The organism is Sphingopyxis italica, from assembly GCF_011926545.1.
GTDB lineage: Bacteria > Pseudomonadota > Alphaproteobacteria > Sphingomonadales > Sphingomonadaceae > Sphingopyxis > Sphingopyxis italica.
The window spans coordinates 265,313-281,477 of the sequence record NZ_JAATIT010000002.1; the positions used below are offsets into that span (position 1 = coordinate 265,313).

Sequence of the window (16,165 nt, forward strand, 5' to 3'; positions counted from 1 at the left end):
TATACCGCCGCGCGGCCTATCGCCGCCGGACTCCATAGTCGATCCTGATCCTGACCCAGCTGCCGACGAGCAGCCGCCCCCCGCGTCGCGGAGGCCGCACCTGAAACTGCCACGCCGCGGCGAGCACCGCACGATTGATCTGCGATCCGTTCGGATATTCGTCGAGCCCGATGCAATCCTCGACGCGATAATCCGGCGCCGTGCGACAGGCGATCAGCCCCCATCCGGGCCCGCTGGCGGTTGACAGGTAACCGCGCAGCTCGCCGTCGCTGGGCTCGCGATACCAGGTCGCCCTATAGAGGGGCTCGCCATTGGGAGCCTTTCCCACCACTTCCGAATCGCCCGACGAGGAGGATGAGCGGCGGGTGTCGGGTGGCCCGTAAACCGGTCCGCCAGGGGGACGGACGACCTTCGGCGGGTCTGCAGGTGGTCGCGGTCGCTCGCTCGGCGTCACTATGGGCGGCGTGGCTTTGGGTTCGGGCAGCGGCCTGGCCGGCTCTGGCGGCGGGGCTTGCTCGGGCTCGGGCTGCGGCGACGTGGCCTTCTCTTCGGCGGGCTCGGGCTCAGCCGAATTCGCTTCCTCCGCAGCCCCGGCGGGCTCGAGGCTCACGACGATGACGCGCTCTTCCTTGCTTTCGGGCCGTCCCCCCAGACCGAAGGAGAGCAGCATGGTGAGCAGCAGCGCCGTGATCAGCAGCGCCAGGCTTATGGCAAGCGTGCGGCGCCCCGCCCCGATGCTGAGCTGTTCGACGTAAGGGGTGGCGGGGACAGGGCTCAGCTGAAGCAATCTTTGGTGGCGGCGTCCGCTGGTCAAGGTGCCCGGTGGCCGGATTGGCGCGGGATAGAAGCGGGGGCGACCTTTGACAAGTCCGCAAACCACCCCGAAGCGGCCCTTCTCCCCGGACATCGACCCGTCTGCCGCAGCCGCTCAATTAGCCGCTTCCAATTTGGAGCCAAGGCTTTAGGCCTTTGGCGATGGACATGCGACGCTCCTGGGCGCGCATCGGGGAGGTGCAGGTTTTGCAGCAAGATATTTCGACGCCGCCGCCGCAGAGTTGGTGGCACAGCATCCGGCCCTATCTCGAGCGGGCCCCGCTGGCGGCGCTGTTGCTTGGTATTTCGTCGGGCTTCCCCTTTGCCATGATCGGCGCGACGCTGACCACGCGCCTTGCGCAGGACGGGTTCGAGAAGGCGTCCATCACCGCCTTTTCGCTGGCGTTTCTCGTCTACAACCTCAAACCCTTGTGGGCGTGGGTCGTCGATGCGGTGCGCCTGCCGGTCATCGGCCGTCTCGGCCAGCGCGTGTCGTGGCTGTTGCTGGCTGCGGCGCTCGTCATACTGGCGGTGACGAATCTGGCGATGGTCGATCCGCAGCATGTCGGGCGATCGCCGGTCGGGCAGTTGATGCAATGGTTCGGGCTGGGCCAGGACGGCGAATTTGCGGCGCTTTTCGAAATGGCGGTCGGTGCCATACTCGTCGGGTTGGCCGGTGCGACCTTCGACATCGTCATCGATGCTTACCGGATCGAAATACTGAAGCCCGAGCAACTCGGGGTGGGATCGGGCATGTCGCAATATGGCTGGCGCCTGGGGTCCACCGCGGCGGGCGGGTTGGCGCTCGTCCTCGCGGCGCGCTACGGGTGGGAAGCCGCCTATTTCGCCTGCGCCATGTTCGCACTGCCCGCGGTGATCGCCGCCTTTTGGGTCGGCGAGCCCGAACGGCACCGCGAGGCGGTAACGCGCGAAGGGCGACCCGGCATCGTCGCCGGGATCGTCGGGCCCTTCACCGAATTCTTCAGCCGCCATGGCGCATGGCTGGCCCTGTTGTTCATCCTTCTACACAAGATCGGCGACACGCTCGCCAATCTGACCTTGCGCCTGCTGCTCGACGATCTTGGATTCAGCAACGACGAGATCGCCATCTATGACGTCGGCATCGGCTTCTGGGCCTATTTCATCGGGATATTCATCGGCGGCATCCTCTACGCGCGGATGGGGATGAAAAAGGCGGTTCTGCTGAGCCTCGTCCTGATGGCCGTCAGCAACTTCAGCTTCGCCTTGCTGGCGGCGGCGGGGCACAGCAATTGGGGGCTGGCGGCGACGATCGGCTTCGAAAATATCGCCAGCGGGATCGGCGGTGTCGTCGTTGTCGCCTATTTCTCCGCGCTGTGCGACCTGCGCTTCACCGCGGCGCATTATGCGCTGATCAGCTCGGCGGCGAGCATCGTCGGCCGTTTTCTGACCGGCACCACCGCGGGCGCGATGATGGAGGAGTTCGGCAATGTGAACTTCTACCTTTTCACCGTCGTCGCCGCGCTGCCGGGCATATTGCTGTTCTGGATCATGATGCGCAAAGGGCTGGTCGACCTGTCGATCGGCACCGCGGGAACCGTGCGGGCATAGACTGCGGGTCCCAAAAGGCCCGTCGCCCCTGCGAAGGCGGGGGCCGCTATCGGCCTCGCGCTACCCTTCCAGCGGCCGTCTTCGCAGGGGCGACGAGCGAGGCTGTGTTCAGATCGGCCATTCGCCGTTGAGATCGAGCACCACCCCCGCCAGATAAAGCGAGCCGCAGATCAGCACGTCCGCCGCCGGGCGATGCTCGGCGATGAAGCGCAGCGCGGTAGTCACATCCTCGCACGGCTGGGCATCGACGATGCCGAGGTCGGACTGCACCCAATGGCACAGCTCCCTCGGGCCGTGGTGTTCGTGACCGGGGATCGGAACCGCCTGAAACGACGCGATCCGGTTCGCGAAAGGCCGCAAGAAGCCGAGCGCATCCTTGTTGCTCAGCAGGCCGCAGATGATGTGGAGCGGGGCGTGCCTCTCCAAAGCCTTCGCCAACGCGACCCCCGCGTCGGGATTATGGCCGCCGTCGAGCCAGAGCTGCCGGTCCGGCGGCAGAAGCGCGGTCAGCGGACCCGCGCCGAGCCGCTGCATCCGCCCGGGCCAGAACGCGTCGGCAACGCCTTGTGCGATCTCCGCATCGTTCGGCCGCGGATCGGGAGCGAGGCGCAGCATCGCGATCGCGAGTCCGGCGTTGCGCATCTGGTGCGCTCCCGCCATGCGCGGGCGCAGCGGCGGCGCGACCGAGCCCAGTTTCGAGGTCCAGCGGAAGGCGTCGCCTGCTTGCTCTATTTCCCAGCCATCGCCCTCCGGAAAGAGGGTGGCGCCGACGTCGGCCGCCTTGGCGGCGATCGTATCGCGCACATGCGGCGGATAGGCCAATGTCGCGACGGGCGTTTCGGGCTTGATGATCCCGGCCTTCTCCCATGCGATGCGCATCGCCGGATCGTCGGGCGTTCCCGCCTCGGGCGCGAGCAGGAAGGCCTCATGGTCCATCCCGAGCGAAGCGATGCCGGCGACCGCAGGCGGCGGGATGATGTTCGTCGCGTCGAGACGCCCGCCGAGACCGACTTCGACGATGCAATCATTGGCGGGTATGCGCGCGAACGCAAGGAAGGCGGCGGCGGTGGTGACTTCGAAGAAGCTCGCCTGCAAATCCGCGGCTGCGTCGAGCACCTCTTCGAGGAGGGCGGCGAGCAGCGCGTCGTCGATCAGCGTTCCGGCAAGGCGGATGCGTTCGTTGAAGCGGACAAGGTGGGGGCTGGTATAGGCGTGGACGCGGCGCCCCTGCGCTTCGAGGATCGCGCGAAGATAGGCGCAGGTCGACCCTTTGCCGTTGGTGCCTGCAACGTGGAAGGTGCGAGGAAGCTGGAGCTGAGGATTGCCGAGCCGCGCGCAAAGTTCGGCGATGCGCTCGAGCCCGAGAATGTCGCGCCCCGGCGACAGCGCGGCGAGGCGGTCGAGCTGGGTCTGGACGGCGGGGTCGGAGCTGTGGGCGTGGTCGGGCATGGTGCGGGCTTTTGCAAGCCCCTCCCCTTCAGGGGAGGGGTTGGGGTGGGGTCCATCGGCCTTGCGCAAGGCCGACGGACCCCACCCACTGCGACTAGCCAGCAAGCTGGCAAGTCTCATTGCCCTCCCCCGAAGGGGAGGGCGGATTAAGTCAGGCCGCCTTTTCGGGCGCCAGATAACCGATCAACCGCCCCAACGTCGCGGGCAATTCCTTGCGGTGCACGACCATATCGATCATCCCATGATCGAGCAGATATTCGGCGCGCTGGAAGCCCTCGGGCAGCTTTTCGCGGATCGTATTCTCGATCACGCGCTGGCCCGCGAAGCCGATCAATGCCTTGGGTTCGCTGATCTGGATGTCGCCGAGCATCGCGTAGCTGGCCGTTACGCCGCCCGTGGTCGGATCGGTGAGCAGCACCACATAGGGAAGGCCCGCGCGGCGCAGGCGCGCGAGCGCCACCGTGGCACGCGGCATCTGCATCAGCGACAGCGTGCCTTCCTGCATCCGCGCACCGCCCGCGGCGGTGATCGCGATATAGGGGACGCCGCGACGGATCGCATCCTCGACCCCCGCGACGAAGGCTTCGCCCACCGCGACGCCCATCGATCCGCCCATGAAGGCGAAATCCTGCACGCCGATGACAGCACCCTGGCCCGAAATGCGGCCGAACGCATTCTGATAGGCGTCACGGTCGCCGGTCTGGGCGCGCGCCGCCTTGATGCGGTCGACATATTTCTTGGTGTCGCGGAACTTCAGCGGATCTTCGGGTGCGCCGGGGGCGGCGATCAGCTCATGCAGGCCGCCGTCGAACAGCTGCGCGAAGCGTTCGGTCGCGCCGATGCGGTCGTGATGGTCGCAGCGCGGGCAGACGTTGAGATTGTCTTCCCACTCCTTGACGAACACCATCTGCTGGCACTGGCGGCATTTGTGCCACAGATTGTCCGCTGTATCGCGCTTTGCGGTGAAGGGCAGGGCGTTGCGGACGCGGTCGAGCCAGCTCATGCGGCGATCTCCTTGGCGCTATGGATAGCATCGGCGAGGGTGCGGGTGAAGGCCTCGACATGCGGCGCCGCGGCGTCGCCATGCTCGGCGATGATGTCGATGAAGGCCGATCCGACGACGACGCCGTCGGCGACCCGCGCGATCTGGGCGGCCTGTTCGGGCGTGCGGACGCCGAAGCCGACCGCAACGGGCAGATCGGTCGCGGCCTTGAGGCGCGCGACGGCTTCGTCGATGCTCGCCTGCGCCGCCTGTTGCTGGCCGGTGATGCCGGCGACCGAGACATAATAAAGGAAACCGCCCGCGCCGTTCAGCACATCGGGCAGGCGCGCGGCGTCGGTGGTGGGAGTGGCTAGGCGGATCAGGTCGACCCCCGCAGCGCGGAGCGCGGGGCCGAGTTCGGCGTCCTCTTCCGAAGGGATGTCGACGCAGATGACGCCATCGACCCCGGCCTTGGCGCATTCGGCGGCGAACCATTCGGGTCCGCGGATCGTCATCGGGTTGGCATAGCCCATCAGGACGAGCGGAGTGTCGGGATGACGCTGGCGGAAGGCTGACGCGATGTCAAAGATGTCGGCGGTCGTCGTGCCTTTCGCGAGGCTGCGCAAATTCGCGGCCTGAATCGCTGGGCCATCGGCCATCGGATCGGTGAAGGGCATGCCAAGCTCGATCACATCGGCGCCGCCGGCGACGAGCGCGTCGAGATTCGCGGCGGTGTCGCCGTCTCCCGCGGTGATGAATGCAACGAGCGCGGGGCGCGGCTTGGCGAAGGTTGCGGCGAAGCGGGTCATTGGTCTTCGCCGTAAAGCGCCTGATGTCGTATGATCGAGCGGGCAATTATCGCCGCAATCACGACAGACAGCACAATGTTGCTCGAGGTGAGCGTGTCTTGCCACCGGGAGAAATCTCCGGACCATTGCAGCAGCACGCGCAAGACGACTGTTATAATGACGGTCAGTGGAAGTGTGATCGCAAACAACTGCGCGAACAGTTTCCAATTCATAGCGCGACCCCCAGCGCATCGGCCACAGTGAAGATGTCCTTGTCGCCGCGGCCCGAGCAGTTGACGATGATGATCTTGTCCTTCCCCATCGTCGGCGCGATGCGTTCGGCGGCGGCGATCGCGTGCGCGCTTTCGAGCGCCGGAATGATGCCTTCGAGCTTGGTGAGCTTCTGGAAGCTCGCGAGCGCTTCATCGTCGGTGACGGGTTCATAGCGGACGCGGCCGATTTCGTGGAGCCAGCTGTGTTCGGGGCCGATGCCCGGATAGTCGAGGCCCGCCGAGATGCTGTGCGCCTCGGTGATCTGGCCGTCCTCGTCCTGCAAGAGATAAGTCTTGTTGCCGTGGAGAATGCCCGGACGGCCGCCCGCGAGGCTCGCGGCGTGCTTGCCGTCGAGCCCTTCGCCTGCGGCTTCGACGCCGACGATCTCGACCCCCTCGTCGTCGAGGAACGGGTGGAACAGCCCGATCGCGTTCGATCCGCCGCCGACGGGGGCGATCAGCATGTCGGGGAGGCGGCCCTCGGCTTCCAGTATCTGCGCGCGTGCTTCGTCGCCGATCACCGACTGGAAATCGCGCACCAGCTCGGGATAGGGGTGCGGGCCCGCGACCGTCCCGATGATGTAGAAGGTATCGTGGACGTTCGCGACCCAGTGGCGCAGCGCCTCGTTCATCGCGTCCTTCAGCGTCTTCGCGCCGCTTTCGACCGCGACGACTTCGGCGCCGAGCAGCTTCATGCGGAACACATTGGGTTGCTGCCGCGCGACGTCGACCGCGCCCATGAAGATCGTGCAGGGCAGGCCGAAGAGCGCGGCGACGGTCGCGGTCGCGACGCCATGCTGGCCGGCGCCGGTTTCGGCGATGATCTTCGTCTTGCCCATGCGTTTGGCGAGCAGGATCTGGCCGATGCAATTGTTGATCTTGTGCGCGCCGGTGTGGTTGAGGTCCTCGCGCTTGAGGTAAATCTTAGCGCCGAAGCCTTCGCTGGCACTCGCGCGCAGATGCTCGGTCAGCCGCTCGGCGAACCACAGCGGGCTGGGGCGGCCGACATAGTTTTTGAGCAGATCGTCGAACTCGGCCTTGAAAGCGTTGTCCTGCTGCGCCGCGCGATAATGGCGTTCGAGGTCGAGGATCAGCGGCATCAGCGTTTCGGCGACATAGCGGCCGCCGAACTGGCCGAAATGGCCGCGCGCGTCGGGGCCGGAGCGGAGGCTGTTGGGTAGCTGGGTCATCGACCCGCCGCTTTAAGGAAAGCCGCGATCTTGTCCACATCCTTGACGCCCGGCGCGCTTTCGACGCCCGACGACACATCGACGAGCGGCGCCCCGGTCGCCGCGAGGGCTTCGCCGACATTTTCGGGGGTCAGGCCGCCGGCGATGCCCCAGTCCATGCTGTGGCGATGGTTTTTGAGCAGCGACCAGTCGAACCGCGTGCCCGTCCCGCCGGGGAGGGCGGCCGCGGGGGCGTCGAACAGGATGCGATCGGCGATCCCGTTATATTTCTGCATCCGCACCAGCGTCTCGGCATCCTTTAGCCCAACGGCTTTCCATATCTCCGCCGGCGCGAGCCGTTTCACGACCGCAAGCCATTCGGGCGTCTCGCTGCCGTGAAACTGGATGATGTCGGGCCGCACCATGCCGAGCGCATCGCCGGTCAGCTGCTGCGAGGCGTTGACGAGCAGCAGCGCGACCTTGATGTGCGGACCAGCGCGCTTGCGCAGCTCGGCGGCGGTCTTGAGGTCGACGTGGCGCGGGCTCGGCTCATAATGGACGAGGCCGATATGCGTCGCACCGCCGCGAATGGCGGCATCGAGCGTTTCGGGCGTCTTGAGCCCGCAGATTTTGACGAGAGGGGGCATGTTCATCCTGTCCTGCCGTCACCCCGGCGAAGGCCGGGGTCTCGCCGTTGCGGCTGAGCGCACCGTGGAGATCCCGGCCTTCGCCGGGATGACGGATATGGTGATTAAAGCGTCGCTTCGATCTCGCGCGCGGCGAGGTCGGGGTCGGACGACTGACTGATCGGGCGGCCGACGACGAGGATCGAGGCGCCGTCCGACATCGCCTGCGCCGGCGTCACGATGCGTTTCTGGTCACTGGCCTTGCCGTTCGCGGGGCGGACGCCGGGGACGACGAAATAGCCGCCGGGCCACGCCTTGCGCGCCGCTTTCACTTCCTGGCCCGAGCAGACGATGCCGTCGAGCCCGGCTTGGCGCGCGAGCGCGGCGAGGCGGACGACCTGGTCGTGCGGGGTGCCGCCGACGCCGATGTCGTCGAGGTCCGGCGCGTCGAGACTGGTGAGCACGGTCACGGCAATGACCTTCGTGCTGGCGCCCGCCACCGCCTTCGCCTCTTCGAGCATCGCACGGCCGCCCGCGGCGTGAACGGTCAGCACCGCCGGCTCGAGCGGGCGCAGCGCCTGGATCGCCTTTGCCACCGTATTCGGAATATCGTGCAGCTTGAGGTCGAGAAAGATCGGCAGGCCGAGCTTCGCCATCTCATGCACGCCATGATGGCCGTTCGCGCAAAAAAATTCGAGGCCCAGCTTCAGCCCGCCGACATGCCGCCGCACCTTCTGCGCAAGCGTCAGCGCGGCATCGAGGTGCGGGGTGTCGATCGCGAGATAAAGCGGCGATGTCATGGTTTGTCCGTGGGGAAGAGGTCGGCGGGGGTGGGCGGAATGTCGTTCACCGGCGGCGTCGCAGGAGTGGGGGCGGGAGCGGGTGTCACCGGGCGGTTGGCGAGCGCGCGAAGGTCGGCCGCCTGCCGTTCGCTCGCGTCGAGGCGGCGCTTCAGCGACCAGCGCGTCGTGCGCAGCGCGATCCACATCGGCACGCTGCCGATCAGGAACGACGCGAAGATGACGACGGGAAGCTTGGTCTCCGCTTCCCAGCCCGGCCAGATCGTGACGGTTACGACCTGCCAGTTCGCCATCGCGAAGATGACGAGAACGGCGGTCAGCGACACCCAGATGATCGTACGCAGGATTCCCACTTCGTCTTGCTCCTCTGTCGATCCGTCGACGACCCTATGACAGAATGCCGCGCGATTCCAGCCCGCCGCTATGCAGGCCCGAACACCCGGTCGAAGATCGTATCGACATGCTTCATATGATAGCCGAGGTCGAAAAGTTCCGTAAGCTGGTCCGCCGACAGCCGCGCCGTGACGTCGGCATCGGCCTGGAGCAGTTCGAGCAGCGAGAGCTGGCCGTCCGATTCCCACACCTTCATCGCGTTGCGCTGGACCAGCGCATAGCTGTCCTCGCGGCTCGCGCCCGCCTGCGTCAGCGCGAGCAGCACGCGCTGCGAGTGGACGAGGCCGCCCATCCGGTCGAGATTCTTCTGCATCCGTTCGGGATAGACGAGCAGCTTGTCGATGACGCCGGTCAGCCGTCCGAGCGCGAAGTCGAGCGTGATCGTCGCGTCGGGGCCGATGAAGCGTTCGACCGACGAATGGCTGATGTCGCGCTCGTGCCACAGCGCGACATTCTCCATCGCCGGGATCGCCGCGCTGCGCACCATGCGCGCCAGGCCGGTGAGATTCTCGGTCAGGATCGGGTTGCGCTTGTGCGGCATCGCCGACGAGCCCTTCTGCCCCGGCGAGAAATATTCCTCGGCTTCCAAGACTTCGGTGCGCTGGAGGTGGCGGACTTCGACCGACAGGCGCTCGATCGACGAGGCGATGACGCCGAGCACCGCGAAGAACATCGCGTGGCGATCGCGCGGGATCACCTGCGTCGAGACGGGCTCGATCGCAAGGCCGAGCTTCGCGGCGACATGCGCTTCAACGCGCGGGTCGATATTGGCGAAGGTGCCGACCGCGCCCGAAATGGCGCAGGTCGCGATTTCGGCGCGCGCGGCCTGGAGGCGGAGCTTGCAGCGCGAAAATTCGGCATAGGCTTCGGCGAGCTTCAGGCCGAAGGTGACGGGCTCGGCGTGGATGCCGTGGCTGCGCCCGATCGTCGGGGTCAGCTTATGCTCATGGGCGCGGCGCTTGATCGCTTCGAGCAGCGCGTCGAGGTCGGCGAGCAATATATCGGCAGCCTGGCTGAGCTGAACCGCGAGGCAGGTGTCGAGCACGTCGCTCGACGTCATGCCCTGGTGCATGAAGCGCGCTTCGTCGCCGACATTCTCGGCCACCCAGGTCAGGAAGGCGATGACATCGTGCTTGGTCACCGCCTCGATCGCGTCGATCGCGGCGACGTCGATCGCGGGGTTCGTCGCCCACCAGTCCCACAGCGCCTTGGCGGCGGATTTCGGGATGGTGCCGAGTTCGGCGAGCGCGTCGGTCGCGTGCGCTTCGATCTCGAACCAGATGCGAAAGCGATTCTCGGCCGACCAGATCGCGGTCATTTCCGGCCGTGCGTAACGCGGAACCATTGAATTTCCTTCCTTTTCGGGCGCCTTGTCGCGGAATCCCCGCGCAACCGGGACGGGGCGCCCCGTAGCAGGGACGGGGCGTTTCGCCAAATGTCGCGGCACCGCAACTTTGCCGAAACGCGGCGGGTTGATCTTTCGCCCCATCAGGAAAAGGCGGCCAATAATCAAGGTCGCCGATACAGGAGAATGAATGTGTTTAAGCAAGTGCTTTTGATTGGCGCAGCGGCAATCAGCTTCCCCGCCCTGGCCCAGACCACGGCTCCGACGGATGAACAAACCGCGCCGACGACCCAGACGCCGCCGGCGCCCACCGATACGACCGCCCCCGCGCCGGACAGCACCCCCGTCGATGAGACGGCACCCACCGATGAGGCGCCGACCGAGGACGCGATCCCCAGCGACACTCCCCCCGCGGCCGAGCCGACCCCTCCGGCCGACCAGCCCGCTCCGGACGATGAGGAAGCGCCCGAATCGGAACCGGAATAAACCGATACACTGGAGATAGATCATGTTGAAACAGATGCTTTTGATCGGTGCCGCCGCCGTGAGTTTTCCGGCGCTGGCCCAGACGACCCCGCCGGCTTCGGATCCGATGAATCCGCCGACGACGACCGAGCCGGCCCCGATGCCGGACACGACCAGCCCGGCGCCGGCACCTGATACGACGACGCCGGACACGACCAGTCCGGCCCCGACGCCCGATTCGTCAGCACCGCCGGCTGCAACCGAGCCCGCTCCTGCGGACGCAGCGGCGACGCCGACCCAGATAGCGCAGATCGTCGAGCAGGAGTTCCCGACCTATGACGGGGACAAGAATGGCGATCTCAACGAAGCCGAATTCGGCGCGTGGATGAAAAAGCTGCGTGCCGCGACCGACCCTGCCGCCGATGTCGAATCGGCCGAGGTGACGAGCTGGATCGGTCAGGCTTTCGCATCGGCCGACGGCGACAAGTCGGGCGGTGTGAACAAGACCGAACTTACCGGTTTCCTGTCGCGCGGCGCCTAAAAGCGCCTCGCGGGGTGGTGCGGCCGTCGGAGCGATCCGGCGGCCGCATCGCCGTTCATGCCGCGCGCACCGGCTGCTCGACCGCAACGATCGTCAGCCGGTGCTCGATGCCGCCGCGATCGGGCCAGTTGATCGACTGGCCGACGCTCAGCCCGATCAGTCCCGCGCCGACCGGCGTCAGGATCGACATGCGCCCGTTGGCTATGTCGGCTTCGGCGGGATAGACGAGGCGCACCGTCCGCTCGGCGCCGCTTTTTTCGTCGATGAAGGTAACGCTCGATCCCATCGTAACGACGTCGGGGGGTATATCGGGGCGCTCGCAGATCGCGGCGCGGTCGATCTCGTCGAGCAGCAGTTCATAAAAGGAGATCGAATCGCGCTGTTGCTGCAGCGTGAGTTCGGTCAGCGCATCGGCTTCGCTGTCGATCATGCGGATCAGGGGCATCGCGGCCCCTTTCTTATTCTTCTTGGTCATGGCGCGGACTTTCCGGAGGGCGCGCGGCGATTCGCCACGCGCGGCAATTTGGGACGGAAGGTGCCCCGGGCTCGGGGCGATCGCGCCGGAACCCGGGGCTAAATGCCCGCGAGAAGCTGTCCCCCGTGAAAACGGAAGCGGAGAAGGCCGCGTCGAATCTGCATCAGATGATGATGTAGTCGGGGGCCGGGATAAGTCAAATGGGCTAGAGCAGCCCCATCGCCCGGAAGCTGCGATAATCGGACCCGCCGATGACGATATGGTCGTGGAGCGTAATCCCGAGCTTCGCCGCCGCTTCCGCAATATCTTTGGTGATCGCGATATCCTGCCGGCTCGGCTCGGGGCTGCCGCTTGGATGGTTATGGACGAGGATGAGCGCCGAGGCGCCGAGTTCGAGCGCGCGTTTGATCACCTCGCGCACATAGATGGCCGACTGGTCGATCGACCCCTCGCTCGCAAGTTCGTCGCGGATCAGCATGTTGCGCGAATTGAGATAGAGGATGCGGACGCGCTCGACGTCGATCGGCCCCATGTCGGCGCGCAGCCAGTCGAGCAGCGCGTCCCAGCTCGACAAGAGCGGCTTGTCGCGAAACTCGCCTTTCAAAAGGCGCAGGCTGGCGGCCTGGACGATCTTGAGCGCCGCAATGCCGGTGTCACCGAGCCCATCGACGCGCCGCAGCGATTCGGGGTCGGCGCTGACGAGTTGCGCCAGCGACCCGAATTCGCGCAGCAACGCCTTGGCGAGCGGCTTGGTGTCGCGGCGCGGAACCGCCAGCGCGAGCAGATATTCGACCAGCTCATAATCGGCGAGCCCCTCGGCGTCGTCGAGCAGGCGCGACCGCAGCCGCGCACGATGCCCAAGATGATCCGGTGTGTCCCCCATGCCGCGTCAATAACCGCCTTGTGAGGCGCACTCAACGGTCATAGAAAAAGGAAGATGGCGAACCGGATCAATTTCTTGCAGCGAAATATGATGTCCGGCGTTTCTGTCCTGCACGGGGTTCGGGTCGAGGGACGAGATTTTGCCGCCATGACGTCATCGGCCAACTCCTATGACTGAAGCGGCGGACGGTGCGAAGCTGCGGTTCAAATATCGGACGCTGCTGTTCAAGAAGCGATGGCTGACCGCCGGCGCGGTGATCATCCTCGTCGCCGGGGTGTGGATCGCGCGCGAGCCGATCGCCGACGAGTTCATCAACGACCAGCTCGACAGCCGCGGCGTCCCCGCGCGCTATACGATCGAGCGGATCGGCTTTCGCAGCGAGATATTGTCGAACATCGTCATCGGCGACCCGAAGCGGCCCGACCTGACGGCAAGGCGCGTCGAAATCCTGCTCGGCTATGGCTGGTCGGGGCCCTATGTGTCCGGGATCAACGCCGAGGGCGTCCGTCTCTATGGCCGCTTCGCGGACGGGCGCCTGTCGTTCGGCTCGCTCGACAGGTTTCGCGATCCGGAGAGCAAGGATCCCTTCGCCTTGCCCGATCTGTCGGTCGCGCTTCGCGATGCGCGGGCGCGGATCGAGACGCCGTGGGGCGACATCGGCGCGGCGCTCAATGGCGGCGGTAATCTGCGCCGCGATTTCACCGGCAAGCTCGCGCTCGTCGCGCCGCGCGTCAAGGCGGCGGGATGCGATGGCGACGATGTCAGCTTCTATGGGACGGTCCTCGTCCGCGATGTCAGGCCGCAGTTGGTCGGTCCGCTGCGTGGGCGCTCGCTCCGCTGCGCTGATGGCAGTGTCAGCGCGGCGTCGCCGCAAGTCGCGCTCGACCTTTCGCTGTCGGAGGATCTGCGGAGTTGGAAAGGCAAGGCCGACGCCAGCATCGTGCGGCTGATCGCTGGCCCCGTCGCGGCGGACCGGATGGGGCTGCGCGCGAGCTTCGACGGCACCGCCTTGCTGACAAAGCTTGATGTCGATGCCGACATGGCGCGCCTGCGCGGCCCCGATTTCGCGGCCGAGACGGTGAATCTCGAGGCGAAGGGCAGCGTCGGCAGTGCGGCGCCGAAGTTCGACGGGCGCCTCGCTTTCGCCCGCGCGACCGGCAGCGCGGATTTGCGCCGCTCGCTCGCCGAAAGCGCCCGCGGGCTGGCGGGGATGCCGGTGGGGCCGCTGGCCGCGAAGGCGATGGCCGCGCTCGGCCGCGTGCTGGCCGATGCGAGCGGCAGCGCGGGTTTCGCGCTCGCGGGCGAGGGACCGACCGCACGCGTCGATCTGATCGCGCCCGAACTGACCAGCGCGAGCGGCGCCCACTTCACCGGCGGCGCGGAAAGCCGCATCGGCTATCTCTATGGCGCGGACGAGCCCGCGGTGATTGCGACGGGACGCTGGAGCATCGGTGGGGGCGACCTGCCCTCGGGCACGCTGAGCATCGCTCGCAACGAGGATGGCCGGGTAACCGGGCTTGCCAGCTTCGAACCCTATAGCGCCGAAGGCGCGCGGCTGGCGCTCACCCCGGTGCGTTTTTCGGGCGGCGCCGGCGGCTTGCTCCGCTTCGCGACGACCGCGGCCTTGTCGGGGCCGCTCGCGGGCGGGCGGGTCGAGCGGCTGACGGTGCCGCTGAACGGCTTTCTCGCGCCCACAGGCGCACTCGCACTCGACGGCGGGTGCAGCCGTGTTGCCGCCGACCGGATCGAGGTCGGCGGATTCCGGCTCGGCCGCAGCGCGCTTGATCTGTGCAGCCGCCCGGGCGCGCCGTTGCTCAGCGCCGGACCCGATGGTCTGCGCGGCGATATTCGCATTCCGCGCATCGCCCTGCACGGTGCGAGCGGCGGTTCGCCGTTCAGCCTGACCAGCGGCCCGGCGAACATCGACCTGTCGGCGATGCGCTGGTCGCTCGCGCGCGCCGATGTGCGGCTGGGCGAGGGCGAAAGCGTGACGCGCTTCGCCGCCGAGCGCCTGAGCGGACAGGCGACGCCGCAGGGCATGGCGGGCGACCTTCGCGGCGCGAGCGGGAAGATCGGCGCGGTGCCGCTCGATATGAGCGAGATCGCCAGCAAATGGCGCTTCGCCGATGGCGCGCTGACGCTCGACGGCGGGCTCTTGCTCACCGACGCGGCGCCCGATCCGCGTTTCTTCCCGCTCGTCAGCAATGACGCGAACCTGCGTTTCGCCGACGGGATCATCGAGGCGAAAGCCGGCTTCAACGAACGGAAGACGGGTACGAAAATCCTCGACACGCTGATCCGTCACCGGCTCGCCGACGGCAGCGGCTCGGCGGATATTACCGTCAAGGAACTGCGCTTCGGCGAGGCGTTCCAGCCCGACCAGCTCACCAGCCTCGCGCTCGGCGTCGTCGCCAACGTCCAGGGCTCGGTGGTCGGCGACGGGCGGATCGAGTGGACCGCCGACGGCGTCACCAGCCGCGGCACCTTCGCGACCGCCGACACCAGCCTCGCCGCCGCCTTCGGCCCGGTGACCGGGCTGACGACGACGCTGACCTTCGACGATCTGATCGGGCTCAAGTCGGCGCCGGGACAGATCGCCAAGATCGAGGAGATCAATCCCGGCATTCCCGTGATCGACGGCGAGATCGAATATCGGCTGCTCGGCGACAACCGCGTCCGCATCGAAGGCGGAAGCTGGCCCTTCGGCGGCGGCAAGCTGCTGCTCCATCCGACGACGCTCGATTTCAATGCAGACAAGGCGCGGCGGCTGTCGTTCGACATCGTCGGGGTCGACGCGGCGGTGTTCCTGCAGAATTTCGGTTTCGACAATATCAATGCGACCGGGGTGTTCGACGGGACGCTGCCGGTCGAATTCGACGGCCTCGGCGGGCGCATCGTCGGCGGGCGCATCGATTCGCGCGCCGGCGGGGGCACGCTGGCCTATGTCGGCGAATTGTCGAACCGCAATCTCGGCGTCATAGCCAATTTTGCCTTTGGCGCGCTGCGCAGCCTCAAATATGACGATCTGACGATCATCTTGAACGGGGACCTCGACGGCGAAATGGTGACCGACATCCGCTTTGGCGGCGTGGGGCAGGGCGAGGGCGCGACGCGCAATTTCCTGACCAACCAGGTCGCAAAACTGCCCTTGGTCTTCAATGTGAAGATCAAGGCACCGTTCCGCCAGCTCCTGACGTCGGCGAAGGGATTCTATGATCCGTCGCTGCTGGTCGAACAGAATCTGCCGGCCCTGATGCGGGCCCAGGAAGAAGCCGAAGCCGCCGCGAGGGGAGAAACCGTCCCCGTTCAGCCACCAGAAAGCGAGCCTGTGCGATGAAGAGAAACAAGAGTGGAGCAAGGAGGCTGGCCATTGACGTCAGGCATGTTGCGGTGATGATAGGCGCGCCGACCCTGATGGGGGCCCTTGCGGGCTGCGTGCAGATCGAAACGCCCGACAAGCCGATCGAGATCAACCTGAACATCAACATCCGGCAGGAAGTGGTGTACAGGCTGGATGGCGACGCCAAAAAGCTCATTGAGCAGAATAGCGAGATATTCTGATGGGGAAGAATGT

Annotated in this window: 17 protein-coding genes; 5 read left to right on the forward strand and 12 right to left on the reverse strand. The window is 66.5% G+C overall.

The window, feature by feature from the left end; translation table 11 throughout:
* Positions 1-16: 16 nt before the first annotated feature.
* Positions 17-787, reverse strand: coding sequence for a hypothetical protein (locus GGR90_RS08950; protein WP_167921091.1), 771 nt, complete (start codon positions 785-787; stop codon positions 17-19).
* A 194-nt stretch (positions 788-981) separates the two neighbouring features.
* Here GGR90_RS08950 and GGR90_RS08955 point away from each other — a divergent pair, with 194 nt between their 5' ends.
* Positions 982-2,403: an MFS transporter gene (locus GGR90_RS08955; protein WP_167921092.1), complete on the forward strand. Its 1,422-nt coding sequence runs from the start codon at positions 982-984 to the stop codon at positions 2,401-2,403.
* A 108-nt stretch (positions 2,404-2,511) separates the two neighbouring features.
* On the opposite strand, the gene GGR90_RS08960 is transcribed toward GGR90_RS08955, so the two are convergent.
* The 9 genes from GGR90_RS08960 to purB form a co-directional block, all read right to left on the reverse strand.
* Positions 2,512-3,852, reverse strand: coding sequence for a bifunctional folylpolyglutamate synthase/dihydrofolate synthase (locus tag GGR90_RS08960; protein WP_167921093.1), 1,341 nt, complete (start codon positions 3,850-3,852; stop codon positions 2,512-2,514).
* Positions 3,853-4,003: 151 nt separating this feature from the next.
* Positions 4,004-4,855: an acetyl-CoA carboxylase, carboxyltransferase subunit beta gene (gene accD / locus GGR90_RS08965; protein WP_167921094.1), complete on the reverse strand. Its 852-nt coding sequence runs from the start codon at positions 4,853-4,855 to the stop codon at positions 4,004-4,006.
* Positions 4,852-5,643 carry a tryptophan synthase subunit alpha gene (gene trpA / locus GGR90_RS08970; RefSeq protein WP_167921095.1) on the reverse strand — a complete coding sequence of 264 codons (792 nt, stop codon included), beginning with the start codon at positions 5,641-5,643 and terminating at the stop codon, positions 4,852-4,854. Before trpA ends, accD begins: the two co-directional genes overlap by 4 nt.
* Positions 5,640-5,855: a hypothetical protein gene (locus GGR90_RS08975; RefSeq protein WP_167921096.1), complete on the reverse strand. Its 216-nt coding sequence runs from the start codon at positions 5,853-5,855 to the stop codon at positions 5,640-5,642. The genes trpA and GGR90_RS08975 overlap by 4 nt, the downstream gene beginning before the upstream one ends.
* Positions 5,852-7,084 (reverse strand): tryptophan synthase subunit beta, encoded by a 1,233-nt coding sequence (gene trpB / locus GGR90_RS08980; protein ID WP_167921097.1) that lies wholly within the window; start codon positions 7,082-7,084, stop codon positions 5,852-5,854. Before trpB ends, GGR90_RS08975 begins: the two co-directional genes overlap by 4 nt.
* Positions 7,081-7,710: a phosphoribosylanthranilate isomerase gene (locus GGR90_RS08985; RefSeq protein ID WP_167921531.1), complete on the reverse strand. Its 630-nt coding sequence runs from the start codon at positions 7,708-7,710 to the stop codon at positions 7,081-7,083. The genes trpB and GGR90_RS08985 overlap by 4 nt, the downstream gene beginning before the upstream one ends.
* 104 nt (positions 7,711-7,814) lie before the next feature.
* Positions 7,815-8,489 (reverse strand): orotidine-5'-phosphate decarboxylase, encoded by a 675-nt coding sequence (gene pyrF / locus GGR90_RS08990; protein ID WP_167921098.1) that lies wholly within the window; start codon positions 8,487-8,489, stop codon positions 7,815-7,817.
* On the reverse strand, positions 8,486-8,842 hold the full coding sequence (locus GGR90_RS08995) for a lipopolysaccharide assembly protein LapA domain-containing protein (RefSeq protein WP_167921099.1): 357 nt from the start codon (positions 8,840-8,842) through the stop codon (positions 8,486-8,488). Before GGR90_RS08995 ends, pyrF begins: the two co-directional genes overlap by 4 nt.
* Before the next feature lie 68 nt (positions 8,843-8,910).
* Entirely contained in the window at positions 8,911-10,227 is a 1,317-nt protein-coding gene (purB, locus tag GGR90_RS09000; protein ID WP_167921100.1) for an adenylosuccinate lyase, read from the reverse strand.
* 90 nt (positions 10,228-10,317) lie between these two features.
* Here purB and GGR90_RS19280 point away from each other — a divergent pair, with 90 nt between their 5' ends.
* Complete coding sequence (locus GGR90_RS19280; protein ID WP_209023660.1) at positions 10,318-10,713, forward strand: hypothetical protein; 396 nt, start codon at positions 10,318-10,320, stop codon at positions 10,711-10,713.
* A gap of 22 nt (positions 10,714-10,735) precedes the next feature.
* Positions 10,736-11,233: an EF-hand domain-containing protein gene (locus GGR90_RS09010; protein WP_167921101.1), complete on the forward strand. Its 498-nt coding sequence runs from the start codon at positions 10,736-10,738 to the stop codon at positions 11,231-11,233.
* 55 nt (positions 11,234-11,288) lie between these two features.
* Here the strand turns inward: GGR90_RS09010 and rnk are convergent, their stop codons facing one another.
* Complete coding sequence (gene rnk / locus GGR90_RS09015; RefSeq protein WP_245198552.1) at positions 11,289-11,708, reverse strand: nucleoside diphosphate kinase regulator; 420 nt, start codon at positions 11,706-11,708, stop codon at positions 11,289-11,291.
* 205 nt (positions 11,709-11,913) lie between these two features.
* Positions 11,914-12,591, reverse strand: a complete 678-nt coding sequence (radC, locus tag GGR90_RS09020; protein WP_167921102.1) for a RadC family protein — start codon at positions 12,589-12,591, stop codon at positions 11,914-11,916.
* A 169-nt stretch (positions 12,592-12,760) separates the two neighbouring features.
* On the opposite strand from radC, the gene GGR90_RS09025 reads away from it, so the two are divergent.
* Together GGR90_RS09025 and GGR90_RS09030 are read left to right on the forward strand one after the other, a co-directional pair.
* Positions 12,761-15,928 carry an intermembrane phospholipid transport YdbH family protein gene (locus GGR90_RS09025; RefSeq protein ID WP_167921103.1) on the forward strand — a complete coding sequence of 1,056 codons (3,168 nt, stop codon included), beginning with the start codon at positions 12,761-12,763 and terminating at the stop codon, positions 15,926-15,928.
* Positions 15,925-16,152, forward strand: coding sequence for a YnbE family lipoprotein (locus GGR90_RS09030; RefSeq protein WP_245198553.1), 228 nt, complete (start codon positions 15,925-15,927; stop codon positions 16,150-16,152). Before GGR90_RS09025 ends, GGR90_RS09030 begins: the two co-directional genes overlap by 4 nt.
* Positions 16,153-16,165: the final 13 nt, after the last annotated feature.